Here is a 22605-nt window from a genome sequence, read left to right as displayed (position 1 = left end):
AGCGCCGGCAGCTATTGGTCTGATAGCGCCAGAGCCAAACCACTCCACGCGCGCAGCACGCCATAGCTGCGCCAGGGGCGCCAGTCGCGCGCTGCCTCGGTGGCGGCGCGCGCGGGTTGCGGCTGGCCCTGCACGCCCAGCGCCTTGTGCAGCGCCACGTCCCCGGCCGGAAAGGCGTCGGGCCAGCGCAGGGCGCGCATGGCGATGTACTGCGCCGTCCAGTCGCCAATACCGGGCAGGGCACGCAGCGCGTCCAGCGTGGCGGGTACGTCGGCGCTGGCATCCAGCAGCAGCGTGCCCGCGTCCATGGCCTGCGCAAGCGCCACGATGGCGGCCTGCCGCTGGCGCACGATGCCCAGGCTGCCCAGTGCGTCCCCTTGCGCCGCGGCCAGAGCGGCCGGTGTGGGAAACAGCCGATGCAGGTCCGGCCATGGCGTGGCGATGGGCTCGCCAAAGCGTTCCACCAGCCGCTGCGCCAGCGTGCGCGCGGCGGCCACCGTGATCTGCTGGCCCAGCACGGCGCGCACCGCCAGCTCGAAGCCGTCGAACGCGCCCGGCACACGCAGGCCGTCGCCCTCCGGGAAGGAGGGGTGCAGCACCGCGTTGATGGCCTGCGGGTCCGCGTCCAGGTCGAACAATGCGCGCACCCGCGCGATGAGCTGCGGCAGCACGGGCTGCAGGCCGTCGCTGACGCGCAGCCACAGCTGGGGGCGCCCGTCATCGAAGCCGGCTTCCAGCCAGCCGGTGAAAACGGTGCCCGCGCTTGCCAGCCGCACCGTTCTGCGCAGAACCTGCGCCCCCGGCCCGGTGCGGATGCTCTCCATGCCGTGGATCTGCCGCGCCGCCAGAAAGCCCATCAGCGCGGCCGTGTCGTAGGGCGGGCGCAGGCCCAGACGCACCGCTCGAGCGCCTGCCTGTACCCCATCGGGTGCGGCGCCTTGCCGGCGCAACTGGGTGGGATTGAGTCCGTAGTGGGTATTGAAAGCCGCGTTGAAGCGGCGCACGCTGGCAAACCCGCTGGCCAGCGCCACCTGGGTGACGGGCAGATCGGTATCGGTCAGCAACTGCTTGGCCGCCAGCAGCCGGCGCGTCTGCAGGTACTGCAGCGGCGAGATGCCCAGCGCGGCCTCGAAGATGCGGCGCAGGTGCCGGTCGCTCACGCCCAGGCGCGCAGCCAGCTGCGCGACCACGGCGCCGCCTTCGCACGCGCCCCAGGACTGCGGCGCATCCAGCATCCGCAGCGCCTGGCGCACGAGGATGCCCGATGCGTCCTGCACCGACCAGGCCAGCGCCTGCGGCGCCAGCTCGGGCCGACAGCGCAGGCAGGGGCGAAAGCCGGCACTCTCGGCCTGCGCCGCCAGCGTAAAAAAACGGCAGTTTTCGCGCCGGGGCGTGCGTACGGCACAGACGGGGCGGCAGTAGATGCCGGTGGAGGTCACGCCGGTGAAGAACCGTCCGTCAAACCGCGCATCCCGGGCCCGCAGGGCCAGGTAGCGGGCCTCGTCGTCGGCCGCAGAGGCGGTGCTGGCGGGTGGAGCAGGGGAATGAAGAACGTCGGGCATGGGGCCATGATAGGCACGCGCAGCCGTTCTACTGGCCGTTTTCGGACATGCGCCTGGCCGGCCTCAGGTGGGTCCCCGGCTGACAGGGCGCGCCTGGACCGGGCCTACAATTCCGGCCTTTCTGCCGGCCTTCCTGCCGGCCTTGCCTGGACGGCGGACCTGCCGGTCCCGCCCCTTATCTCCAAGGAATCCCCTGTGCAGCTTTCTCCCGCGATCTTCAAGGCCTACGACATCCGCGGCATCGTGCCCAGCACGCTCAACGACGACGTGGCCCGTGCCCTCGGCCGGGCCTTTGGCACCGCCGCACTCGCGCAGGGCGAGCGTACGGTGGCTGTGGGACGCGACGGGCGCCTGTCGGGCCCGGCGCTCTCGGCCGCGCTGATCCAGGGCCTGGTGGACGCGGGCGTCGAGGTCATCGACATCGGCATGAGCACCACGCCCCTGCTGTACTTCGCAGCCAGCACGCTATGCGCCAGCGGCATCCAGGTCACGGGCAGCCACAACCCCAAGGACTACAACGGCTTCAAGATGGTGCTGGCCGGTCGCGCGATCTACGGCGAGGAAATCCAGCAGTTACGCCGCACCATGGAGCAGCAGAGCTGGCAGCTGCGCGAAGGCGGCCACGTGCGCCATGAGGACGTGCTGCCCGCCTACGTGCAACGCATCGTGGGCGACGTGAAGCTCGCGCGGCCCATGAAGATCGTGGTGGACAGCGGCAACGGCATCGCCGGCGCGTCGGCACCCGGCATCTTCCGTGCATTGGGCTGCGAGGTGATCGAGCTGTTTTCGGAGGTGGACGGCAACTTCCCCAACCACCACCCCGACCCCAGCAAGCCCGACAACCTGCGCGACGTGATCGAGGCCTTGAAGACCAGCGACGCCGAACTGGGCCTGGCCTTCGACGGCGACGGCGACCGCCTGGGCATCGTGACCAAGGACGGTCAGAACATCTTCCCCGACCGGCAGATGATGCTGTTCGCCCAGGATGTGCTGTCGCGCGTGCCGGGCGCACCCATCCTGTTCGACGTGAAGTGCACGCAGCGCCTGGCGCCCGCCATCGAGGCCGCGGGCGGCCAGCCGCAGATGTACAAGACCGGCCATTCGCTCATCAAGGCACGCATGAAAGAGCTGGACGCGCCCCTGGGCGGCGAGATGAGCGGCCACATCTTCTTCAAGGAACGCTGGTTCGGTTTTGACGACGGCACGTATGCAGGCTGCCGCCTGCTGGAAATCCTGAGCCGCCATGCAGACCCCAGCGCCGTGCTGAACGCCCTGCCCACGAGCCATTCCACGCCCGAACTCAACGTGCATTGCGAGGAGGGCGAGCCCCATCGCCTGACGGCCGAGTTGCAGGCGCTGGCGGCCGACGCGTTTGCGGCGCCGGCCCGCATCAGCACCATCGACGGCCTGCGCGTGGACTGGCCCGATGGCTTTGGCCTGATCCGCGCCAGCAACACCACGCCGGTGCTGGTGCTGCGCTTCGAGGGCCACACCGACGCCGCGCTGCAGCGCATCGAAGCCGCCATGCTGGCGCTGCTGGAACGCGTGAAGCCCGGCGCCCAGGTGGGCGGCGCCGCGCACTGATCGCGGGCAGCGCGGGCGGCATGCACCAGCTCATCCTGTGGCTCTACAGCCTGGCCGTGTGGCTGGCCACGCCGCTGCTGATGCGCAAGCTGCGCCGCCGTGCGCTCACCGAGCCCGGCTACGCCGTGGCCGTGCCCGAGCGCTTCGGCCACTACCCGCCGCCCATGGACAGCCTGTCGCCGTCATCGGAGACCGAAGCCGACGAGCAGTTCATCTGGATCCACGCCGTCTCCCTGGGGGAGACACGCGCGGCGGCCATCCTGCTGAAGGAACTGCGCCCGCTGCTGCCCGGCATGCGCCTGCTGCTCACCCACGGCACGGCCACGGGCCGGGCCGAGGGCGAAAAGCTGCTGCTGCCCGGCGACGTGCAGGTGTGGCAGCCCTGGGACACGCCCGGGGCCGTGCGGCGCTTTCTGCGGCAGTTCCGCCCGTCCATCGGCATCCTCATGGAGACGGAGATCTGGCCCAACCTCGTCGCGGCCTGCCGCCGGCGGCGCATCCCGCTGGTGCTGGCCAACGCGCGGCTCAACGAAAAGTCGCGCGCCGGCGCGCGCCGGCTGGGCTGGCTGTCGCGCCCGGCCTACGCCGGCCTGTCGGCCGTGTGGGCGCAGACCGAGGACGACGCCGCCCGGCTGCGCGACGTGGGCGCGCACGTGGCAGGAGTCTTCGGCAACCTGAAGTTCGACGTGGTGCCGTCACCCGCCCTGCAGGCGCAGGGCCGCGCGTGGCGCGCCGCCAGCGCCCGACCGGTGGTGCTGCTGGCCAGCAGCCGCGAGGGCGAAGAGGCCATGTGGCTGGAGGTTTTGAAGCAAAAAACGCCTCTAGCGCCCGCCAGTCAAGCGCCAGCAGCTATTGATTCAGGAGTAAATCAATCCGTGCAGTGGTTGGTGGTCCCGCGCCACCCCCAGCGTTTTGACGAGGTGCAGCGCCTGTGCGAGGCCGCCGGCCTGCGCGTGTCGCGGCGCAGCCAGTGGACCGCGCAGCCGGACAGCGCCGATGTGTGGCTGGGCGACTCGCTGGGCGAGATGGCGCTGTATTACGGCCTGGCCCACGTGGCGCTGCTGGGAGGCAGCTTTGCGCCGCTGGGCGGGCAGAACCTCATCGAGGCCGCGGCGGGCGGCTGCCCCGTGGTCATGGGCCCGCACACCTTCAACTTTGCCGAGGCGGCGCGCCTGGCCATCGACGCCGGCGCCGCGCTGCGCGTGGCCGACATGGCCGAGGGCGTGGCCGCCGCGGCCGCCCTGGCGCAGGACCCGCAGCGGCGGAGGGCGCTGTCCGAGCGCTGCGTGGCCTTCACCGAGGAGCACCGCGGCGCGGCCCTGGACACCGCCCTGGCCGTCCTGCAGCGCCTGCGCGAGGCCGTGGACGACCGTTCCGACTGAGCGGTCCGCCCGCGTTTCCTGCGATCACGACTGCAACCGCGACTGCGAGGGCGCTGACACAGCGCAAGCCGCTGGCGTTGCCTGTCTCGCCAAGCAATGCCGGGATGGCAGAGAATCGCTCCATCATGATGGACAAGCACTACCTCACGCCCCTGTTCACGCCCAGCTCCATCGTCGTGCTGGCCGGCAACGCCGATGCGCCCGACACGCACACGCCCCAGGCCAAGGTGCTGCGCGAGGCGCTGGCCGCCCAGCGCTTCACGGGCACGCTCACCTACCTGGACATCCATACCAGCGGCACGCTGGCCGACCTGGCGCAGACGCGTGCGGACCTGGCCATCATCGCCCAGCCGCCGCAAGACCTGCCCGCCGCGCTGGAGGTAGCGGGGCGCATCAACTGCCGCTCGGCACTGGTGCTGTCCAACGGCGTGGATGCGCAACTGGCGGAGCAGCTGCGCAAGATCGCGCGTCGCGAGGGCATCCACCTGCTGGGGCCCAATTCGCTGGGCATGCAGCGGCCGTCGCTGCAATTGAACGCCAGCGCCGCGGGGCCGCTGGCGCGCGAGGGGTCGCTGGCCCTGGTGTGTCAGTCGGGCGCGCTCACCTCGTCCATCCTGGATTGGGCCAGCAACAACGCGGTGGGCTTTTCCAGCGTGATTTCGCTGGGCCCGCACACCGACGTGGGGCTGAGCGAGGCGCTGGACTTCCTGGCCAACGATGCGCGCACGCAGAGCATCGTGGTCTACATGGAGGGCATCCAGAATGCGCGCCGCTTCATGAGCGCCCTGCGATCGGCGGCCTATGCCAAGCCGGTGGTGGTGCTCAAGGCGGGGCGCAAGCCTGCAGGCAACGAGGCGGCGCAGACGCACAGCGCCGCCATCGTGGGCAGCGACGATGTGTTCGACGCCGCGCTGCGCCGCGCGGGCGCCGTGCGCGTGCGCTCGTTCGTGGAGCTGTTTTCGGCGGCCAAGTGCCTGGCCTCGCGCTACCGGCCCGTAGGCAAGCGCCTGGCCATCATCACCAACGGCGGCGGCCCCGGCGTGCTGGCGGCCGACTGGGAAAACGAGATCGGCCTGGACCTGGGCCGCTTTTCGCCCGAGACCTGCGCTGCGTTGTCACCCAAGCTGCCGCCGCTGGCCTCGCTGGCGGACCTGATCGATCTGTCGGAAGAAGCGGGGCCGGAGCACTATCGCCTGGCGCTGGAGGCGGCGTTCCGTGACAAGCAGATCGATGGCCTGCTGGCCATCTTCTCGCCCAAGGCCGGCGCCGACGCCGAAGCCGTGGCCACCGTGCTGGCCGATGCCAAGCGCCTGGCCTCCAAGCCCTTGCTGTCGTGCTGGATGGGCGACGCCTCGGTGGTGCCGGCGCGCCGCATCCTGCGGGCCGCGCAGATTCCCACCTTCCGAACGCCCGAGGCCGCGGTGGGCGCCTTCGGCAACATCGCCTCGTTCTACCAGAACCAGCAGCTTTTGCAGCAGACACCGCCGCCGCTCACGACGCTGTCCAAGCCCGACATCGAGGGCGCGCGCCTGGTGATCGAGAGCGTGCTGGCCGAGCGGCGCAACGTGCTGACCGAGATGGAGTCCAAGACGCTGCTGGCGGCCTTCCACATCCCGGTGACCAAGACGCTGCTGGCGCGCAGCAGCCACGAGGCGATGATGATCGCCACGCAGCTCGGCTTCCCCGTGGCGCTCAAGATCGATTCGCCCGACATCGCGCACAAGTCCGACGTGGGCGGCGTGGCGCTGAATGTGCACAACGGATCGGCCGCGCGCGATGCCTACACCGACATGGTGCAGCGTGTGGCGCGGGTACAGCCCGGCGCGCGCATCAACGGCGTAACGGTGCAGAAGATGGCACGCGGGCGCCGCGGGCGCGAAACCTGCATCGGCCTGGTCAGCGACGAGCCCTTCGGCCCGGTGATCACCTTTGGCGCCGGCGGCACGATGATCGAGCTCATCAACGACCGCGCGATGGAGTTGCCGCCGCTCAACCAATTCCTGGCGCGGCGGCTCATCGACCGCTCGCGCGTGGCCGAGACGCTGGGCGAATGGCGCGGCGCCACCGCCGTGGACCTGGAAGGGCTGGAGCAGGTGCTGCTGCGCGTGTCCGAGATGGTCTGCGCGCTGCCCCAGCTGCGCGAGATGGACATCAACCCCCTGATCGTGGACGAGCAGGGCGCCGTGGCCGTGGACGCGCGCATCGTCATCCATGAAACCGCCCAGGGCGGCTCGCGCGGCGAGGTGGCCGGCTACGGGCACTACGGCCACCTCTCCATCCTGCCGTATCCGGCGCGCTATGAAGCAGTCTGGCCGCTGCGCGGCGGGGGTGAGTATCTGGTGCGACCAATCCGCCCGGACGATGCGCAGATGGTGCAGCGCCTGGTCAAGGAACTGTCGCCCGAGAGCCGCTACTTCCGCTTCGTGTCGCAGTTGGCCGAACTGCCGCCTTCGATGCTGGCGCGTTTCACCCTGATCGACTACGACCGCGAGATGGCCCTGGTGGCCGTGCACCGCGAGCGCGTGGTGGACGAGGAGGGCGAGGTGAGCCACAAGGAGCGCATCGTGGGCGTGTCGCGCTACGTGACCAACCCCGACCAGACGAGCTGCGAGTTCGCGTTGCTGGTGGCCGACGACTTCGCCGGCAAAGGGCTGGGCTCGCGCCTGATGCTCAGCATCATGGACGTGGCACGCGATCGCGGCCTGGCCGAGATCCAGGGCCTGGTGCTGGCCAACAACCCGACCATGCTCAAGCTGATGCGGCGCCTGGGCTTCGAGGTGCGCACCTTCGAGGACGACCCAGAATTCCGCCTGGTGGTACACCAACTGTAAAAGCCGATGGGCTGGCTCGTCACCAAATACCTGATCACCGCGGCGGTGGTGGTCGCCGTGTCCGAAGCAGCCAAGCGCAGCGACAAGCTGGGCGCATTGCTGGCGGCGCTGCCGCTGGTGACGTTCCTCGCGCTGGTCTGGCTGTACGTGGAAAAGCAGCCGCAGGAAAAGATCGCCAACCACGCTTGGTACACGTTCTGGTACGTGGTCCCCACGCTGCCCATGTTTCTGGCCTTTCCCTGGCTGCTGCCGCGCATCGGGTTCGGCCTGACCCTGCTGGCCAGCGCAGCCATCACCGTGGTCTGCTTCGGCCTGTTCGCGCTCGCCGTGCGGCCGCTGGGCGTCGAGTTGCTGCCCTGACCCTGCAGAGCTTTGCGGGACGGCCCACGCGCTATAAACCGTCCATGAAAACCCAGTATTTCACCGCCACCAGCCTGGACGGCTTCCTTGCCACGGAAGACGACTCGCTGGACTGGCTTTTCACCCTGGGCAGCCTGGAGGAATCCAGCTATCCCGCCTTCATCGCGCAGGTGGGTGCCCTGGCTATGGGGTCATCCACCTACGAATGGATGCTGCGCAACGCGGACGCCGTGCGCGCCGAAACGGGCTCCGCCTGGCCCTACACGCAGCCCGCCTGGGTTTTCTCCTCGCGCCGCCTGCCGGGCATCGACGGGGCGGACATCCGCTTCGTGCAGGGCGACGTGCGGCCGGTGCATGCGGCCATGCGCTTGGCCGCGGGGACGAAGAACCTCTGGGTGGTTGGCGGCGGGGACCTTGCCGGCCAGTTCTACGACGCTGGCTTGCTGGACGAGCTGATCCTGCAGGTGGGCTCGGTCACGCTGGGACGGGGCAAGCCGCTGTTTCCGCGCCGGCTGCCCAGCACCGCGTTGCGCCTGCTTGACGCACAGCCCCTGGGGACGGGCATGGTGGAGCTGCGTTATGCCGTGGACCGGACGGGTGACGCGGCGGGCCTTGACCGGGAATGATGGTCTTTTAAGCCTCTAGCGCTTATCCATCCAGCGCAAGCAGCTATTGTTTATATAGCAATAGCGGTGGGTATCGCAGAGTGTCAGCGACTCAGCAGGCTGTCCACCGCCACCACGTCGTCCATGGACAAGGTGCCGGCGGCCTGCTTGAGGCGCAGCGTGCCCATAAGCACGTTGTAGCGTGCCACGGCCAGGTCGCGCTTGGTCTGGTAGAGCTGGCTCTGGGCGTTGAGCACGTCGATGTTGATGCGCACGCCCACCTTGTAGCCCAGCTGGTTGGCTTCGAGCGCGCTCTGGGTGGACGCCTCGGCCGCCTGCAGCGCCCGCACCTGGCTCTGGCCCGACTGCACGCCGAAGAACGCGGCGCGCGTGGCCTGGGCCACGCTGCGGCGCGCATGGTCCAAGTCGGCACGCGCCTTGTCTTCCAGCGACAGGGTTTCCTTCACCCGGTTTTGCACCGCGAAGCCCGCGAACAGCGGCAGGTTGAGCGCCACCCCCACGCTGGCGACGTTGGCACGGGAGTGCACGCCCGGCATGGTGACGGTGCCGTTGGGCGTGCGCTGCACGCTGTAGCCCGCCTGCAGATCCACCGTGGGCAGGTGGCCAGTCTCGGCCTTGGCGGTCTCCAGGCGCGCCACGTCCAGCGCGATGGCTGCCTGGCGCACCTGGGGTTGCTGATCTTCCGCGACGTGCACCCAGCTGTTCACATCGGCCGGCTGCACCGCGGGCAGCTGCACCGGCTGGGCCAGGGGCAGCGGGGTCAGGCCCGAGCGGCCCACGGTCTGCTCCAGTGCCAGGCGCTTGACGTGCAGGTCGTTCTCGGCCGCGATCTCCTGGGCCGACACCAGGTCGTGCCGCGCCTGGGCCTCGCGCTCGTCGGTCACCGTGGCGGTGCCGACCTCGAAATTGCGCTTGGCCGCGGCCAGTTGTTCGGCCACGGCAACCTTTTGGGCCTGCACGAAGGTCAGGGTGTCCTGGGCGGCCAGCACATCGAAATACGCCTGGCTCACGCGCACCAGCAGGTCCTGCTCGGCCGCGTCACGCTGCGCGCGGGCAATGTCGATCCCGCGCTGCCCCTGCTCGAAGCCGATGCGGTTGGCCGGCCGGTACAGCGGCTGCGAGGCCACCACGCCCACGGTCTGGGTAGGGGCGTGCAGGTCCAGCGGGGGCAGGGGGCCACGGGTCAGGTCGGTGCGGGCGTAGGTCACGCCCCCATTCAGCGCGGCGCTGGGCAGCAGTCCTGCGCGCGCCTGCTCGGCACGGCTGTCGGCGGCCTGCAACTGCCTGCCACGGGGCGTCATAGCTGCGCGCCCATTCCACCAGCGTGGACAGGCTCTGCGCCTGCGCGGGCAGGGCGCCCAGCGCGCAGGCGCCCACGGCCAGGGAAACGGAGAGCAACCGTTGCAGTGATGTCATGGCGTTCTTCAGGAAGGTCTGCGGTGATCAATGGGAAGGCTGCAGCACGCCGGGCGACGTCCGTGGTGGCTCAATACCGGGGCACCGCCGGGTCGCGCTCATGCGACCAGGCCTCGATGCCGCCCGTGATATTGGCCACCTGGTCGAAGCCCTGGTGCGCCAGGAAGCCCGCCACCCGCAGGCTGCGCATGCCGTGGTGGCACAAGCAGGCCACAGGGCGGGCGGGGTCCAGTTCATCCAGCCGTGCGGCCAGCTCCCCCATGGGGATGGCGACGAGCTCAAACCCCTGGGGCGTCACGCTGGCGGTCTGCAGCTCCCACGGCTCACGCACGTCCAGCACCAGCGGGCGGCTGCCGGCGTTAGCGGTCAGCCAGTCGGCCAGTTGGGCAGGGCGCACGTGGTCGATCATGCAAAGGTTCCTGAAGGACGCTGAAGGGGTGTCAGAACTTGAAGCGGGTCGGCTCCGGGAAGTGGCGCAGGCGCGGCACCACCACATCCCAGGGTTGAGTGGTCTCGTACCGGTCACCTTGGCGGCGCACGAACGTGGCGCGCATCATCGGCATGTGGCCCACGAAGGCGCCCAGGCGGCCGCCGTCGCGCAGCAGGCCCAGCAGGCGCTGGGGAATCTCGGCCACCGAGCCGCTGAGCACGATCACATCGAACGGACCATCGGGGATGGGGTCCAGCGCGCCGTCGGACTGGCGCACCTCGGCGTTGTCCACGCCGGCACTGCGCAGGTTCTCGCGGGCGAACTCGGCCAGCTCCGGGACGATCTCCAGCGACACCACGCGCTCGGCGCGCGCGGCCAGCAGCGCGGCCATGTAGCCCGAGCCCGCGCCGATCTCCAGCACGCGGTCGGAGGATTGCACCTGCAGATCCTGCAGCATGCGCGCATCCACGCGCGGCGCCAGCATCACCTGGCCCAGGCGCTCGGCTTCTTCCACCGAGGGGTTCAGCGGGATCTGCGTGTCGATGAAGGCGGCCCCCTGGTAGGCCGGAGGCACGAACTCCTCGCGGCGCACGGTGAACAGCAACTCCAGCACCGCCTCGTCCAGCACGTTCCACGGGCGGATCTGCTGCTCGACCATGTTGTAGCGGGCCTGCTCGGTAGGATCGCAAATGTCAGCGGACGTGTTCAGAGGCATGTTCATGGGGTACTCCGGAGGCGGGTCACTGTGGTTCAGACAAACCCCTGATTCTAGGTCGGCCGCACGCACAGCCCCTGCAAGACGTTCTCGGCCTGCAGGCGGATGTACTCCTGCGCGGAGAACGTGTCGGGGTTCGGGATGCACAGCGACAGCGAAGGCTGCGAGAACATCAGGAACATCAAGGGCGCCAGCACCAGATAGACGGCATGGTCCAGATCCAGCGGGCGGAACTCGCCACGGTCCATGCCGCGCTGCAGGATGCGGCGGATCAGGCGGTGGCCGGGTTCCACGACCTCCCGGCGGTAGAACTCAGCGATCTCCGGGAAGTTGTTGGCCTCGCTCAGCATGAGCTTGCCCAGGCCCGATGCCTTGGTAGAGCCCACGCGCTCCCACCACGTCTGAAAGCAGTACTGCACCAGTTCGCTGCTCGTGCCCTCGAAGGTTTCCATCTCCAGGTCCCATTCAGGGAAGCGGCCCGCAATGTTCTTGCGCACCACGGCCTTGAAAAGGTCTTCCTTGCTGGGGAAGTAGAGGAACAGCGTGCCCTTGGACACGCCCGCGCGCGCGGCGACCTCGTCCACCCGGGTGGCGGCAAACCCTTTTTCCACGAACAGTTCCAGGGCAGCGTCCAGCAATTCACCGGGCCGGGCTTCCTTGCGGCGGCCACGGCGCGGGGGTTCGGACGATTCGAGGACTGGGGGGAGGGTGGCCATAAATTACTGACTGACTGGTTAGTAATATAGCAACCCGCCTTGCCCCCGTCAACGCAAGGGCAGACGCGGGACGGCGCCTTCGCTTCATTTCTATGATGAGGCTTTCATTCCCTTCACGAGGCGCAATCCCATGTCCGATCTGCAGTCCATCACCCTCGGCGGCGGGTGCTTCTGGTGCACCGAAGCCGTGTTCGACCGCGTACGCGGCGTGACCGACGTGCAAAGCGGCTATGCCAATGGCGACGTAGCCGAGCCCACCTACGAGCAGGTGTGCAGCGGCACGACCGGCCACGCCGAGGTGGTGCGCGTGACGTTCGACCCCGCGCAGATCGGCGTGCGCGAGATTCTGGAGATCTTCTTCGCCACGCACGATCCCACCACCCTCAACCGCCAGGGCAACGACGTGGGCACGCAGTACCGCAGCGCCATCTACTTCACCGACCCCGCGCACCAGGATGTGGCCGAGGACCTATTGCGCCAGATGGGGCAGGACAAGCTCTTTGGCGCGCCCGTGGTGACCGAGGTGGCACCCCTGGTGAACTACTGGCCCGCCGAGGACTACCACCAGGACTACTACCGCAACCACCCCAACCAGGGCTATTGCGCCTTCGTCGTGGGGCCGAAGGTGGAGAAGTTCCGCAAGACCTTTGCACGGCACCTCAAGCCCGGCGCCTGACCGCTGCGAGGCCCAGGTCGCCGCCAGCGGGTCCACCGCCTTCCCAAAGCGGCGCATCCGCGCAGCCTTTTGGGAATCCCCGCGGGTTCCTGCGCTATCCTCCCGGGCCCGCGCCGCAACAGCGGCGCGGTGTTACTTTGGAGGAAGCAACCCATGAAACCCTGGCTCGCCACCCTGCTGCTGGCCTGCGCCGCCGTCGCGCACGCGCAGGAGCACACCGCGCAGCAGACCAAGGTCGACATCGAGCGCCACCGCGCCATGGCCGCGGCGCACGAGGCCGCTGCCAAGTGCCTGGAATCCGGCAAGGGCGAAGAAACCTGCCGCAAGGAACTGCAGGCCGCCTGCAAGAACCTGGCGATCGGCAAGTACTGCGGCATGAAGCACGCCCACTGACGACTGCACCTTTCACCCAGCCCGCATGTCCCTGACACCCGCGCTCTTGCCGCAACTGCGCCGCCGCCTGGCCCTGACCTGGCTGCTGCTGGCGCTGGTGCTCGCGCCCGCACTCGGGCGCATGCACCAGGTGTTGCACCTGCCCGCGGGGCAGGGGCTGGCGCATGCCTTGCACGGCGACGGGCATGCACGGGATGCGGCAAGCGCCGGGCAACAGGCCCTGGACACCCTGCATGCGCTGTTTGCGGGGCACGGGGCCGCCGACTGCCAGGTGCTGGACGAGCAGACGCTGGTGGGCGCCGCGCTGGGCCAGGCCCCCGCGCAGGTCCAGGCACAGCCGCAGCTGCCCCCTGTCAGGTCCCCCGCGCCGGTGCCGCGCGCGGGCCGGGCGGCGCCTTTCCATGCCCGCGCTCCGCCCCTGAGCGCCTGAGGCACCTCGCCTCGCGCCGCCGCCTTTGCGTGCCGGCGTCGCAAAAACTCCTCTTTTTATAGCTGCTCGCGCTTGATACATAAGCGCTAGAGGCATTTTTGAATCAATTTTCAAGCGCGGCCGCGTGCGGCCCTAGCGTTCGCGCGCGCCTGCCGCCTTTTGACGGAAATCGTTGTATGAACTCCTTCACCCCTTTCGCCCGCATGCCGGGCGCAATGCACCCGCTGGCCTGGGCCGCGCTGCTGTGCCTGACCAGCGCAGCACCCGCGTGGGCGCAGGCGGATGCCCGCCTGCCCGAGGTCACCGTGTCCTCCAGCGGTTTGCAGCTGGGCGTGTCCGAAATGACGCAGCCCGTGTCTGTGCTGGAGGGCGACGCCCTCGTGCGCCAGCGCGAAGCCACGCTGGGCGAGACCCTGGACGGCGAGCCCGGCATCACCGGCAGCCATTTCGGCGCGGGCGCCAGCCGCCCCGTGATTCGCGGCATGGACGGCCCGCGCGTGCGCGTGCTCTCTGACGGGTCCGAACTGCACGACGCCTCCACCGTCAGCCCGGACCACGCCGTGGCGGCCGAGCCGCTGCTGGCCACGCAGGTCGAAGTGCTGCGCGGGCCGTCGGCGCTGGTCTACGGCGGCGGTGCCGTGGGCGGCGTGGTCAACGTGCTGGACGGCAAGGTGCCCACGGCCGTGCCTGACAAGGGCTACGAAGGCAGCGCCGAGCTGCGCGCCGGCAGCGCGGCCCGCGAAAAGGCCGGCGCTGTCGCGCTGACCGGCGGCGCGGGCAACCTGGCCGTGCACGTGGAGGCCGCCGGTCGGGACGCCGACGACTACCGCGTGGGCAGCGGCTGGGCCGAGGGGCGCAGCGTGCCCGGCAGCTTCAACCGCACGGGTACCGGCAGCGTGGGCCTGTCCTGGGTTGGCAGCCGTGGCTACCTGGGCCTGGCCTTCACACGCCAGAACGCCAAATACGGCCTGCCGGGCCACAGCCACAGTTTCGAAGGCTGCCACACCCATGGCAACCACCTGCACTGCGGCAGCCATGACGAGCACGACCACGAGGACGACGGGCATGACCACGACCACGACCACGAAGCCGTTCCTGTGGTGGACCTGCGCAGCGAGCGCGTGGACATCCGCGGTGAGCTGCGCGACCCGTTCACCGGCTTCTCCGCGTTGCGCCTGCGCGCGGGCGTGACCGACTACGTACACGACGAGGTGGAGGAGGGCACCGTCGCCACCACCTTCAAGAACAAGGCCCACGACCTGCGCGTGGAGCTGCAGCACGAGCCCGTGGCCGGCTGGCGCGGCGTGCTGGGCCTGCAGACCGGGCAGCGCAAGTTCAGCGCCGCGGGAGAAGAGGCCTACGTGCAACCCACCCTCACGCGCCAGTGGGGCGTGTTTCTGCTGGAGGAATACCGCCTGGGCGACTGGCATGGCGACTGGCGCATCGAGACCGCGCTGCGTCACGACCGCCAAAGCGCCGAAGCGCAGGACAGCGGTGTAGAGCGGCGCCACCACGGCACCTCCGCATCGCTGGGCGCGGTGTGGCGCTTTGCGCCTGGCTACGCCGCGGGTGCGAGCATCACCCGCGCCCACCGTGCGCCCACCGCCGAGGAGCTGTACGCGCGCGGCCTGCACATGGCCACATCCACCTACGAGCGTGGCGACGCCAGTCTGCGTGCGGAAACCTCGCGCAACATCGACCTGAGCCTGCGCAAGACCAGCGGGGACACCACGTTTGACGTGAGCGTGTTCCACAACCGCATCCGCAACTACATCTACGGCCGCACGCTCGACGAACTGGACGGCCTGCAGCTGCTGCAGTACAGCCAGGCGGGCGCCACCTTTACCGGCATGGAGGGCCGGGTGCGCCAGCGCATCACGCAGCGCCTGGGGGTCACCCTGTTCGGCGACAGCGTGCGTGCCCGCCTGGACGGTGGCGAACGGCTGCCGCGCATCGCCCCCGCACGCGTGGGCCTGCGCCTGGATGCCAACTGGCGCGACTGGGACGGCGCGGTGGAATGGGTGCAGGTAGCGCGGCAAAACCGCGTGGCCGCGTTCGAGACCGCCACGCCTGGCTACGGCATGCTGAACCTGGGCCTGGCCTACAACGGCCGCACGGGCAGTGGCACGCCGTGGCAGGTGTACCTGAAGGCGCGCAACCTCACGGACCGCCTGGCCTACGCCCACACCTCGTTCATCAAGGACGCGGCCCCGCTGGCAGGGCGCAACGTGACGGTGGGCGTGCGCGTGTCGTTCTGACACCGCCATCCCCAGCCCGCGGCGGATGCGCATGCACATCCGCCGCGCAGCACGCACGGCGGCGCACCAAAGACCGCGCGCCGCCGTGCGACAAGGTTGTCCCCCGGACTGCGCACTGCTAGCATGCGCGCCCATGTTCCCGACCACACCCGTCCGCCGCACCCGTGCGCGCAACCGCGTGGGCGTCGTGGCGCGTGTGCTCTGGCCATACCAGCCGGTCGCACATTCCTCCGCCCGGCGATAAAGCACCCTTCCTCTTTCCAACGCGCAGAACCACCATCGCCGGGCACCCGCCCTGCGCAACGGCGGACGACGCCTTCCCACGCCCGCTCACGCGGGCCCTTCGTTCGCCGGGTCACCCCGGGCCCCCGCAGCAGCACCGCACGGGCGCCTTGCAAGGATTGGAGCGTCGCATGGAATTCACCAAGCAGTTTCTCCGGGCCAAGAGCCCCTGCGCCAACGGCTTTCGCTGGTTCGTGCGCCATGTCGAGGACGGTGTGGGCTACCAGCAGGCGCTGGACCAGCTGGTGGCCGCCGGCCGCGTGGACGACGCGCTATGGCTGCTGGGCCAGTTCGGCCCCTCGAACGCAGTGCTGCACCTGGACAGCTTGGAGGCCGAGGCCCTGGTGTTCGCGGGCACCGTGCAGGTGCGCGGCGGCATCGAGGTGGACGGCGTGATCCACGTCGGCCGCTCCCTCCACGCAGGGGGCGGCATCCGCGCCGGCAGGGCCATCGTGGCGGGCGAGGACATCCGCGCCGGCGCGCACATCCACAGCGATGGGCGGCTGCACTGCGGCGGCCACCTGCGCACCGACTGGGGCGTGCAGGTGCAGGAATCGCTGCACTGCGGCGGCGACCTGCGCGCGGCGTGGGACGTGGTCTGCCACGGCGCGCTCAGCGTGGGCGCCAGCGCCTTCGTGGGACAGGACCTGCTGGTGCACGGCGGCATCGACTGCGGCAAAAGCCTGCGCGTGGGCGGGCATGTGAGCGGCGAAGGCAGCCTGCGCGCGGGGCAGGGCATCGTGGTCGGCGGAGCCATCAGCGGCCTGACGCACCTGGAGGCCGGCTGGGGCATCAAGGCGGGCGAGTGCATCCACACGCAGGGCGCCATCAAGGCCGGCGAGAGCCTGAGCGCGGGTGAGGACATCCGTGCGGGCGAAGGCTACGGCATTTTCGCGGGCCTGAACGTACAGGAGCCTGCCTGGGAGGTGTGTGCCCAGGTCTGGGCGCAGCAGCCGCCGGCCGGCCTGCGCAGCGGGGTGTGGATGGGGCCCTGCGCCATCTGATGCCCACAGCGGCTGCGGCCGCAAGGATCAGGAGGTCTGCTTGCGCGCGCACGCGCCGCGCTCCGCTGCTGGCACGCGGCGCCAGTCATCCGCGCGCCACGCGCAATAGCGATACTCGGGGTTTCGCGCCCGCTGCATGCCACCCATTTCTCCTTTCGCCGCCACACGCCACCAAGCCAGCGCCTGGCGGGTGTTCCTCATCTTCTTGCGCCTGGGCCTGACGTCGTTCGGCGGGCCGGTGGCCCATCTGGGCTACTTCCGCGAGGAATTCGTCGCGCGCCGCGGTTGGCTGACGGAAGACGCCTATGCCGACCTGGTGGCGCTGTGCCAGTTCCTGCCCGGCCCCGCCAGCAGCCAGGTGGGTCTGGCGCTGGGCCTGCGCCAAGCGGGGTGGGGCGGCGCACTGGCGGCCTGGCTGGGTTTCACGCTGCCGTCGGCCCTGGTGATGGCGCTGCTGGGCCTGGGCCTGGTGGCGGGGCAGGGCCTCGTGCCCGCGGGCGTGCTGCACGGCCTGAAGGTGGCGGCCGTGGCCGTGGTGGCGCAAGCCGTCTGGGGCATGGCGCGCAGCCTGTGCCGCGGGCCGGCGCGGCGGCTGCTGATGGTGCTGGCCTGTGCGCTTGCGCTGCTGTGGCCGGGCGTGGTGGGGCAGGTGGGCGCCATGCTGGTGGCGGCGCTGGCCGGCTTGGCCCTGTGGGGGCGCGCGGGCGCCATGCCGGCTCCACCATCGGAGGGCGGGCTGGCGGCCGGGGTGCGACCGCGTACCGGAGCGCTGCTGCTGGCCGCATGTGCGGCGCTGCTGGTGCTGCTGCCGCTGGCTGCGCGCGCCTGGCCTCAAGGATGGCTGGTGCTGGCCGATGCGTTCTACCGCGCCGGCGCCCTGGTGTTCGGCGGCGGCCACGTCGTGCTGCCGCTGCTGCAGGCCGAGGTGGTGGCCACCGGCTGGGTGGCGGCCGACGATTTCCTGGCGGGCTATGGATTGGCGCAGGCGGTGCCGGGGCCGCTGTTCACCTTTGCGGCCTTTCTGGGCGCTGCGGCAGGCCACGGCGCGGGCGGCTGGCTGGGCGCGGCCGTATGCCTGGTGGCGATCTTCGTGCCAGCATTCCTGCTGGTGGCGGGCGCGCTACCGTTCTGGGAGCGGCTGCGGCACAACGCACGTGCCCGGGCGGCCTTGGCGGGCGTGAATGCCGCCGTGGTGGGCCTGCTGCTGGCGGCGCTCTACCACCCGGTGTGGACCAGCGCCATCCATGCGCCAGCCGACCTGGCGTTGGCACTGGCGGCCTTTGCCGCGCTGGTATGGGCGCGCGTGCCGCCGTGGCTGGTGGTGCCGTTGTGCGGCGCAGCAGGTTGGCTGCTGGGCTGATGACGGAAGGAAAACGGCCTCAGCGCTTATCCATCAAGCGCTAGCAGCTCTCATTAATAGAGCATCACCCGCCCACGCTGCGGCGGTCGATCTTGCGGCTGAGCACGATGCTGGTCTGCGTGTTCTGCACGCCGTCCAGCTGGCCGATGCGGTCCAGCAGGCCGTCGAGCTGCTCGTGGCTGGTGCAGCGCAGGAACACCAGGTAGTCGAACGGCCCGCTCACCGCCGAAACCTCTTCCACCTGGGGCAGGGCCTGCAGCATTTGCAGCACCGCCGGCCCGGCCTTGGGCAGCACGCGCAGTGCGCACCACGCGCGCACGGCGCTGCCTGCCAGCCGCTGGCCCAGGCGCACGCCGTAGCCAGCAACCACCCCTTCACGCTCCAGCCGCGCGATGCGCGCCACCACCGTGGTGCGCGCCAGGCCCAGGCGGCGCGCCAGCTCGGCCGTGCCCTCGCGCGCGTTGGCCTGCAGCAGGCTGAGCAGTTGTTGGTCCAGTGCGTCCAGTTCCACGGGCATCTCCAATGCTGCCGATACGTCGCGTAATGCCGTCGATATGACGATCGTTGATGCTTTTATCGACAGTTGTGATGCTACACACTGACAACGATCCGGCCTAGCATGGCTCTACCGAACGACAACGCAAGGAGACCGCCATGACCCGCCTGCATCCCGTCAATGCTTCCCACCCGCACCGCGTACTGATCCTGGGCGCGGGCCATATCGGCCGTGCCATTGCGCTGCTATTGGAGGACGCGGGCAGCTACACGCTCACCGTGGCCGACCGCGACGCCGCCGCACTGAAGCGCCTGCAGGTCCACAGCGCCGCCACCTTGCAGGTGACGGACGACGCCATGCTGGAGGCTGCCATTGCCGGGCACCATGCGGTGCTGAACGCACTGCCGTTCCACCAAGCCGTGCCGGTGGCCACGCTGTGTGCACGCCATGGCGTGCACTACTTCGACCTGACGGAGGACGTGGCCAGCACCCGTGCCATCCAGGCGCTGGCCGAAGGCGCGCGCAGCGCGTTCATGCCGCAGTGCGGGCTGGCGCCCGGCTTCATCGGCGTGGTGGGCAACGCCCTGGCGCAGCGCCTGGACCGCGTGGAAGCGCTGCAACTGCGCGTGGGGGCGCTGCCGCGCTACCCCCAGGGCGCCCTGCGTTACGCCATGACCTGGAGCACCGAGGGCCTGATCAACGAATACTGCAACCCGTGCGACGCCATCGTGCAGGGCCGGCGCACCAGCGTGCCTGCGCTCGACGGGTTGGAAACGCTGCTGATCGACGGCGTGGAATACGAGGCCTTCAATACCTCGGGCGGCCTGGGCACGTTGCCCCAGACCTGGGAGGGGCGCGTGGGGCAGCTCGACTACAAGTCGGTGCGCTACCCCGGCCACCATGCCATCCTGCAGCTGCTGCTGCACGAGCTGCGCCTGCGCGACCGGCGCGACCTGCTCAAGGAACTGCTGGACGGCGCCGTCCCGACCACGCAGCAAGACGTGATCGTGATCCTCGCCAGCGCGCGCGGCCAGCGGGACGGCCGGTTGGTGCAGGAAAGCTATGCCGCCCACATCCTGGGCGCGCCGGTGCGCGGGCAGATGCTCAGCGCCATCCAGCGGACCACGGCCGCGGGCATCTGCGCGGCGCTGGACCTGGTCATCGCGGGCCAGCTTCCGCAGGCCGGTTTCATCGGGCAAGAGCAGATCGCGCTGGAGGACTTCCTGGCCAATCGGTTCGGGCGCGTCTACCGCGTGCCGGGAAGCGAGGGGGACGCCGGGTCGGCCCAGGCCCCGCTTGCGCGGTCATTGCAAGCGGTGGGGGCCTGAGCAGCGCTTTTGGTACATGGCCTCGATGGCGGCCGCGTAGTGCGCCATGAGGTTGGTGCGCTTGAGCTTGAGCGTGGGTGTCATGAACGCGTTCTCGATCGTCCATGGCTCGCGCACCAGATGCACGGCGCGCGGCACCGCATAGCGCGGGAAGCCGGCCGCCAGCTTCTCGATGCGCGCCAGTGCCGCCCGTTGGGCGCTGGGGTGCGCAAGGCTGGCAGGGTCGTTGGCGTCCAGTCCCAGTTGCCCGGCCAGTTGGCGCCACTCTTCGGCATGCACCACGGCCACGCAGGCGATGAAGGGGCGCTGCTCGCCCACCACAAAGGCCTGCTCGAACAGCGCATCGGCGGTGATGGCCAGCTCCAGGTCGGCCGGCGGCACCTTCTCGCCCGTGGAGGTGACGATGATTTCCTTGATGCGTCCCAGGATGCGGATGCGGCCGTCGACGATCTCGGCCTGGTCGCCCGTGCCCAGCCAGCCGTCGGCGGAGACGGTGCGGGCCGTATCCTCGGGGCGCTTCCAGTAGCCCTTCATGACGATGGGGCCGCGCACCTGCAGTTCGCGGTTCTCGCCGATGCGCACCTCCACGCCCGGCAAGGCGCGGCCGACGGTGGACGGGTCGTTGTCCTCCAGCGTGTTCACGCTGACCACGGGCGTGGTTTCGGTCATGCCGTAGCCCTGCACCAGTTGCAGGCCCAGGCCCAGGAAGCAGTGCGCGATGGTGGGCGACAGCGGCGCGCCCCCGCTCACGGCCACGCGCACGCGGCCACCGAACTGCGCCAGCAGCGGCTTGGCCACCAGGGCACGCAACAGCGGCCAGGGCAGGGCGCGCATCCAGCCGCCCGCGCCGTCGTCCTGGGGTGCTGGCAGGCGCTGCGCGGCGCAAAACCGCTTCCAGCCCACGGCCTGCGCGGCCTGGAACAGCTGCATCTTCAAGGGCGAGGGCGACAGCGTCTCGATGAGCTTGGCATGCACGCGTTCATAAATGCGCGGCACCGACACCAGCACCGTGGGGCGCACATTCTTCAAGTCCTCCGCCAGTTGCGCCACCGAGCGCGCATAGACCACGCAACTGCCAGAGGCCATGGGCAGGTAGTAGCCGCCCGTGCGCTCGAAGGTGTGCGACAGCGGCAGGAAGGACAGGAATACATCCTGTGGCGTGGGGGCGATGCGCTCCAGCACCGCCTTCACGTCGGCCACCACGTTGGCATGGCTGAGCATCACCCCCTTGGGCTTGCCGGTAGTGCCGCTGGTGTAGACGATCGCCGCCAGATCCTCAGGGCCGGGCGGCGAGGGCAGCGGCGTATCTGCCGCGGCATGCTGCAGCCAGGCAGCCAGCGATGCGACCGGTACGTCCTGCTCGGCGGCGGTGGGCAGGCCGGTGCTGGCGTTGGTCGTCACCACGCCCATCAGGTGCGGCAGCGGCATGCCCACGTCGCGGATGCGCCGCCATTGCTCGGGCTCTTCCACGACGAGCAGCGACACCTCGGCATCCGCCAGGATGTAGGCAATACTGCCCGGATTGTCGATGGCATGCAGAGGCACGGGCACACAGCCCGTGGCCATCACAGCCTGGTCGATGCTCATGGCATCCAGCCCGTTGGGCAGCAGGATGGCGATGCGCGCCCCCTGTGGCAGGCCCGATGCGGCAATGGCGCGGCTCCACTGCTGCACGCGCTCCTGGGTCTGTGCCCAGGTCAGGCTGATCCACTGGCCGGTGCCGGGGTCGCAGGCGCGGTAGGCCTCGCTGTGGGGAGTGAGGGCGGCGCGGAACGCCAGCAGTTCGGGCAGCGTCTGCACGCCGCGCAGGTCGGGGGTGGGGGAATTCATGCGTGCAATACGTGCAGTGCGTGCCGGCAGGGCGGGGCGACATTGCGGAGCCAAGCCGCCGGGCAAAAAGCGGAATCATAGGCCGGGCACGCGCGTTTTCGCACGATCGTTCGCAAACTTGTCGCTCACGCGACGGAAAAAAGAACGGCGGATGAGGGGCGGGCCCGGTCAGCCCGCTGCCTCCAGCCCATGCGCGAAATGCGCGGACATGGCGGCCACCGTGGCCTGCGGGTCGCGCGCGCGCAGCGCGGCCAGGATGGTTTCGTGCTCGGCCAGCGAATCCTCGATGCGTCCCTGCTTGAGCAGCGAGTTGTGACGGTTGAGCTTCATGACCTTGCGCAGGTCGGCCACCATCTGGCTGCGCCAGCGGTTGTCGGCCATCTCCAGCAGGCGCATGTGGATGCGCTCATTGATGGTGAAGAAGCGGTCGCGGTCCTGCACGGCGGCGGCCAGGTCGGCATGCAGCTGCTCCAGTTCGCGCAGTTGCTCCGGCGTGGCGCGGGCGGCCACCACGCCTGCGGCGTCGCTCTCCAGCAGGCTGAGCAGGTGGTAGACATCGTGCAAGTCCTTGTCGGACATCTCGGTCACGTAGGCGCCGCGGCGCACCTTCATGGTGACCAGGCCTTCCGCCGCCAGTACCTTGAGTGCTTCGCGCAAAGGCGTGCGGCTGATGCCGAACTCCTCGGCGATCTTCAGCTCGTCGATCCAGCTGCCAGGCTCCAGCTCGCGCCGAAAGATGCGCTGGCGCAGTTGCTCCGCCACTTGTTCATAGAGTGCGCGGGGAGTGAGGGTGACGGCTGACATGGGCGGACTGTACCTGAAAAAAACTAAGAATTAATAATTACAGATCAGGTAAACTCCGCAAAATTGCGAAAACGCAGCACGCATAACCACATCTCTTTGCCATCTTTGCGAAAGCGCCCCCG

The 22605-nt window shown here is 69.7% G+C and carries 19 protein-coding genes and 1 pseudogene; 12 read left to right on the top strand and 8 right to left on the bottom strand.

Annotated features, from left to right (window positions below; all coding sequences use genetic code 11):
- Window positions 1-11 precede the first annotated feature (11 nt).
- A complete protein-coding gene (locus tag K2L43_RS09650; RefSeq protein WP_220637420.1) occupies window positions 12-1562 on the bottom strand; it encodes a DNA-3-methyladenine glycosylase 2 family protein in 1551 nt (516 codons plus the stop codon).
- A 195-nt stretch (window positions 1563-1757) separates the two neighbouring features.
- Here K2L43_RS09650 and K2L43_RS09645 point away from each other — a divergent pair, with 195 nt between their 5' ends.
- From K2L43_RS09645 to K2L43_RS09625, 5 genes are all read left to right on the top strand, one after another.
- Window positions 1758-3146 (top strand): phosphomannomutase/phosphoglucomutase, encoded by a 1389-nt coding sequence (locus tag K2L43_RS09645; RefSeq protein WP_220637419.1) that lies wholly within the window; start codon window positions 1758-1760, stop codon window positions 3144-3146.
- A 20-nt stretch (window positions 3147-3166) separates the two neighbouring features.
- A complete protein-coding gene (locus tag K2L43_RS09640) occupies window positions 3167-4528 on the top strand; it encodes a 3-deoxy-D-manno-octulosonic acid transferase (protein WP_220637418.1) in 1362 nt (453 codons plus the stop codon).
- Window positions 4529-4653: 125 nt separating this feature from the next.
- Window positions 4654-7359 (top strand): bifunctional acetate--CoA ligase family protein/GNAT family N-acetyltransferase, encoded by a 2706-nt coding sequence (locus tag K2L43_RS09635; protein WP_220638986.1) that lies wholly within the window; start codon window positions 4654-4656, stop codon window positions 7357-7359.
- Between the two features lie 6 nt (window positions 7360-7365).
- Window positions 7366-7719 carry a DUF3147 family protein gene (locus K2L43_RS09630; RefSeq protein ID WP_011805267.1) on the top strand — a complete coding sequence of 118 codons (354 nt, stop codon included), beginning with the start codon at window positions 7366-7368 and terminating at the stop codon, window positions 7717-7719.
- Between the two features lie 44 nt (window positions 7720-7763).
- The gene (locus K2L43_RS09625; protein ID WP_220637417.1) at window positions 7764-8345 is read left to right on the top strand and encodes a dihydrofolate reductase family protein; all 582 of its coding nucleotides are present in this window, start codon (window positions 7764-7766) and stop codon (window positions 8343-8345) included.
- Between the two features lie 83 nt (window positions 8346-8428).
- Here the strand turns inward: K2L43_RS09625 and K2L43_RS09620 are convergent.
- The 4 genes and pseudogenes from K2L43_RS09620 to K2L43_RS09605 form a co-directional block, all read right to left on the bottom strand.
- Window positions 8429-9761, bottom strand: a pseudogene (locus K2L43_RS09620) (TolC family outer membrane protein).
- A gap of 70 nt (window positions 9762-9831) precedes the next feature.
- Window positions 9832-10170, bottom strand: coding sequence for a rhodanese-like domain-containing protein (locus K2L43_RS09615; RefSeq protein ID WP_011805270.1), 339 nt, complete (start codon window positions 10168-10170; stop codon window positions 9832-9834).
- A 31-nt stretch (window positions 10171-10201) separates the two neighbouring features.
- Window positions 10202-10912 (bottom strand): protein-L-isoaspartate O-methyltransferase, encoded by a 711-nt coding sequence (locus tag K2L43_RS09610; RefSeq protein ID WP_172206831.1) that lies wholly within the window; start codon window positions 10910-10912, stop codon window positions 10202-10204.
- 47 nt (window positions 10913-10959) lie between these two features.
- The gene (locus K2L43_RS09605) at window positions 10960-11622 is read right to left on the bottom strand and encodes a TetR/AcrR family transcriptional regulator (protein WP_220637415.1); all 663 of its coding nucleotides are present in this window, start codon (window positions 11620-11622) and stop codon (window positions 10960-10962) included.
- 130 nt (window positions 11623-11752) lie between these two features.
- Between K2L43_RS09605 and msrA the strand changes: the two genes are divergently transcribed.
- The 6 genes from msrA to chrA all read left to right on the top strand — a co-directional run bounded on the left by msrA (window position 11753) and on the right by chrA (window position 18025).
- A complete protein-coding gene (gene msrA / locus K2L43_RS09600) occupies window positions 11753-12298 on the top strand; it encodes a peptide-methionine (S)-S-oxide reductase MsrA (protein WP_135147688.1) in 546 nt (181 codons plus the stop codon).
- Window positions 12299-12451: 153 nt separating this feature from the next.
- Window positions 12452-12691, top strand: a complete 240-nt coding sequence (locus tag K2L43_RS09595; RefSeq protein WP_135147687.1) for a hypothetical protein — start codon at window positions 12452-12454, stop codon at window positions 12689-12691.
- Between the two features lie 25 nt (window positions 12692-12716).
- Complete coding sequence (locus tag K2L43_RS09590) at window positions 12717-13121, top strand: hypothetical protein (protein ID WP_011805275.1); 405 nt, start codon at window positions 12717-12719, stop codon at window positions 13119-13121.
- A 176-nt stretch (window positions 13122-13297) separates the two neighbouring features.
- Window positions 13298-15379 carry a TonB-dependent receptor domain-containing protein gene (locus K2L43_RS09585; protein WP_220637414.1) on the top strand — a complete coding sequence of 694 codons (2082 nt, stop codon included), beginning with the start codon at window positions 13298-13300 and terminating at the stop codon, window positions 15377-15379.
- Window positions 15380-15792: 413 nt separating this feature from the next.
- Entirely contained in the window at window positions 15793-16665 is an 873-nt protein-coding gene (locus K2L43_RS09580) for a FapA family protein (protein WP_220637413.1), read from the top strand.
- Between the two features lie 136 nt (window positions 16666-16801).
- Window positions 16802-18025, top strand: coding sequence for a chromate efflux transporter (chrA, locus tag K2L43_RS09575; protein WP_220637412.1), 1224 nt, complete (start codon window positions 16802-16804; stop codon window positions 18023-18025).
- A gap of 64 nt (window positions 18026-18089) precedes the next feature.
- Here chrA and K2L43_RS09570 read toward each other — a convergent pair whose 3' ends face one another.
- Entirely contained in the window at window positions 18090-18542 is a 453-nt protein-coding gene (locus K2L43_RS09570) for an Lrp/AsnC family transcriptional regulator (protein WP_047351494.1), read from the bottom strand.
- Window positions 18543-18679: 137 nt separating this feature from the next.
- Between K2L43_RS09570 and K2L43_RS09565 the strand changes: the two genes are divergently transcribed.
- Window positions 18680-19849 carry a saccharopine dehydrogenase NADP-binding domain-containing protein gene (locus tag K2L43_RS09565; protein WP_220637411.1) on the top strand — a complete coding sequence of 390 codons (1170 nt, stop codon included), beginning with the start codon at window positions 18680-18682 and terminating at the stop codon, window positions 19847-19849.
- On the opposite strand, the gene K2L43_RS09560 is transcribed toward K2L43_RS09565, so the two are convergent.
- Together K2L43_RS09560 and K2L43_RS09555 are read right to left on the bottom strand one after the other, a co-directional pair.
- The gene (locus K2L43_RS09560; protein WP_220637410.1) at window positions 19826-21679 is read right to left on the bottom strand and encodes a long-chain fatty acid--CoA ligase; all 1854 of its coding nucleotides are present in this window, start codon (window positions 21677-21679) and stop codon (window positions 19826-19828) included. The two genes, K2L43_RS09565 and K2L43_RS09560, sit on opposite strands and share 24 nt — an antisense overlap.
- Before the next feature lie 168 nt (window positions 21680-21847).
- On the bottom strand, window positions 21848-22483 hold the full coding sequence (locus tag K2L43_RS09555; RefSeq protein ID WP_015913371.1) for a GntR family transcriptional regulator: 636 nt from the start codon (window positions 22481-22483) through the stop codon (window positions 21848-21850).
- Window positions 22484-22605: the final 122 nt, after the last annotated feature.

It is taken from the genome of Diaphorobacter sp. MNS-0 (genome assembly GCF_019602835.1).
GTDB classification, from domain to species: domain Bacteria; phylum Pseudomonadota; class Gammaproteobacteria; order Burkholderiales; family Burkholderiaceae_C; genus Diaphorobacter; species Diaphorobacter nitroreducens.
Note: the sequence above shows the minus strand (reverse complement) of the source record. Positions and strands in the feature narration are given on the sequence as shown.

What these genes read in the sequence shown, in the direction of transcription:
- K2L43_RS09650 (WP_220637420.1), bottom strand. Translation starts at nt 1,562, where the DNA reads ATGCCCGACGTTCTTCATTCCCCTGCTCCACCCGCCAGCACCGCCTCT.
- K2L43_RS09640 (WP_220637418.1), top strand. Translation starts at nt 3,167, where the DNA reads ATGCACCAGCTCATCCTGTGGCTCTACAGCCTGGCCGTGTGGCTGGCC.
- K2L43_RS09635 (WP_220638986.1), top strand. Translation starts at nt 4,654, where the DNA reads ATGATGGACAAGCACTACCTCACGCCCCTGTTCACGCCCAGCTCCATC.
- K2L43_RS09630 (WP_011805267.1), top strand. Translation starts at nt 7,366, where the DNA reads ATGGGCTGGCTCGTCACCAAATACCTGATCACCGCGGCGGTGGTGGTC.
- K2L43_RS09625 (WP_220637417.1), top strand. Translation starts at nt 7,764, where the DNA reads ATGAAAACCCAGTATTTCACCGCCACCAGCCTGGACGGCTTCCTTGCC.
- K2L43_RS09615 (WP_011805270.1), bottom strand. Translation starts at nt 10,170, where the DNA reads ATGATCGACCACGTGCGCCCTGCCCAACTGGCCGACTGGCTGACCGCT.
- K2L43_RS09610 (WP_172206831.1), bottom strand. Translation starts at nt 10,912, where the DNA reads ATGAACATGCCTCTGAACACGTCCGCTGACATTTGCGATCCTACCGAG.
- K2L43_RS09605 (WP_220637415.1), bottom strand. Translation starts at nt 11,622, where the DNA reads ATGGCCACCCTCCCCCCAGTCCTCGAATCGTCCGAACCCCCGCGCCGT.
- msrA (WP_135147688.1), top strand. Translation starts at nt 11,753, where the DNA reads ATGTCCGATCTGCAGTCCATCACCCTCGGCGGCGGGTGCTTCTGGTGC.
- K2L43_RS09595 (WP_135147687.1), top strand. Translation starts at nt 12,452, where the DNA reads ATGAAACCCTGGCTCGCCACCCTGCTGCTGGCCTGCGCCGCCGTCGCG.
- K2L43_RS09590 (WP_011805275.1), top strand. Translation starts at nt 12,717, where the DNA reads ATGTCCCTGACACCCGCGCTCTTGCCGCAACTGCGCCGCCGCCTGGCC.
- K2L43_RS09585 (WP_220637414.1), top strand. Translation starts at nt 13,298, where the DNA reads ATGAACTCCTTCACCCCTTTCGCCCGCATGCCGGGCGCAATGCACCCG.
- K2L43_RS09580 (WP_220637413.1), top strand. Translation starts at nt 15,793, where the DNA reads ATGGAATTCACCAAGCAGTTTCTCCGGGCCAAGAGCCCCTGCGCCAAC.
- chrA (WP_220637412.1), top strand. Translation starts at nt 16,802, where the DNA reads ATGCCACCCATTTCTCCTTTCGCCGCCACACGCCACCAAGCCAGCGCC.
- K2L43_RS09570 (WP_047351494.1), bottom strand. Translation starts at nt 18,542, where the DNA reads ATGCCCGTGGAACTGGACGCACTGGACCAACAACTGCTCAGCCTGCTG.
- K2L43_RS09565 (WP_220637411.1), top strand. Translation starts at nt 18,680, where the DNA reads ATGACCCGCCTGCATCCCGTCAATGCTTCCCACCCGCACCGCGTACTG.
- K2L43_RS09560 (WP_220637410.1), bottom strand. Translation starts at nt 21,679, where the DNA reads ATGAATTCCCCCACCCCCGACCTGCGCGGCGTGCAGACGCTGCCCGAA.
- K2L43_RS09555 (WP_015913371.1), bottom strand. Translation starts at nt 22,483, where the DNA reads ATGTCAGCCGTCACCCTCACTCCCCGCGCACTCTATGAACAAGTGGCG.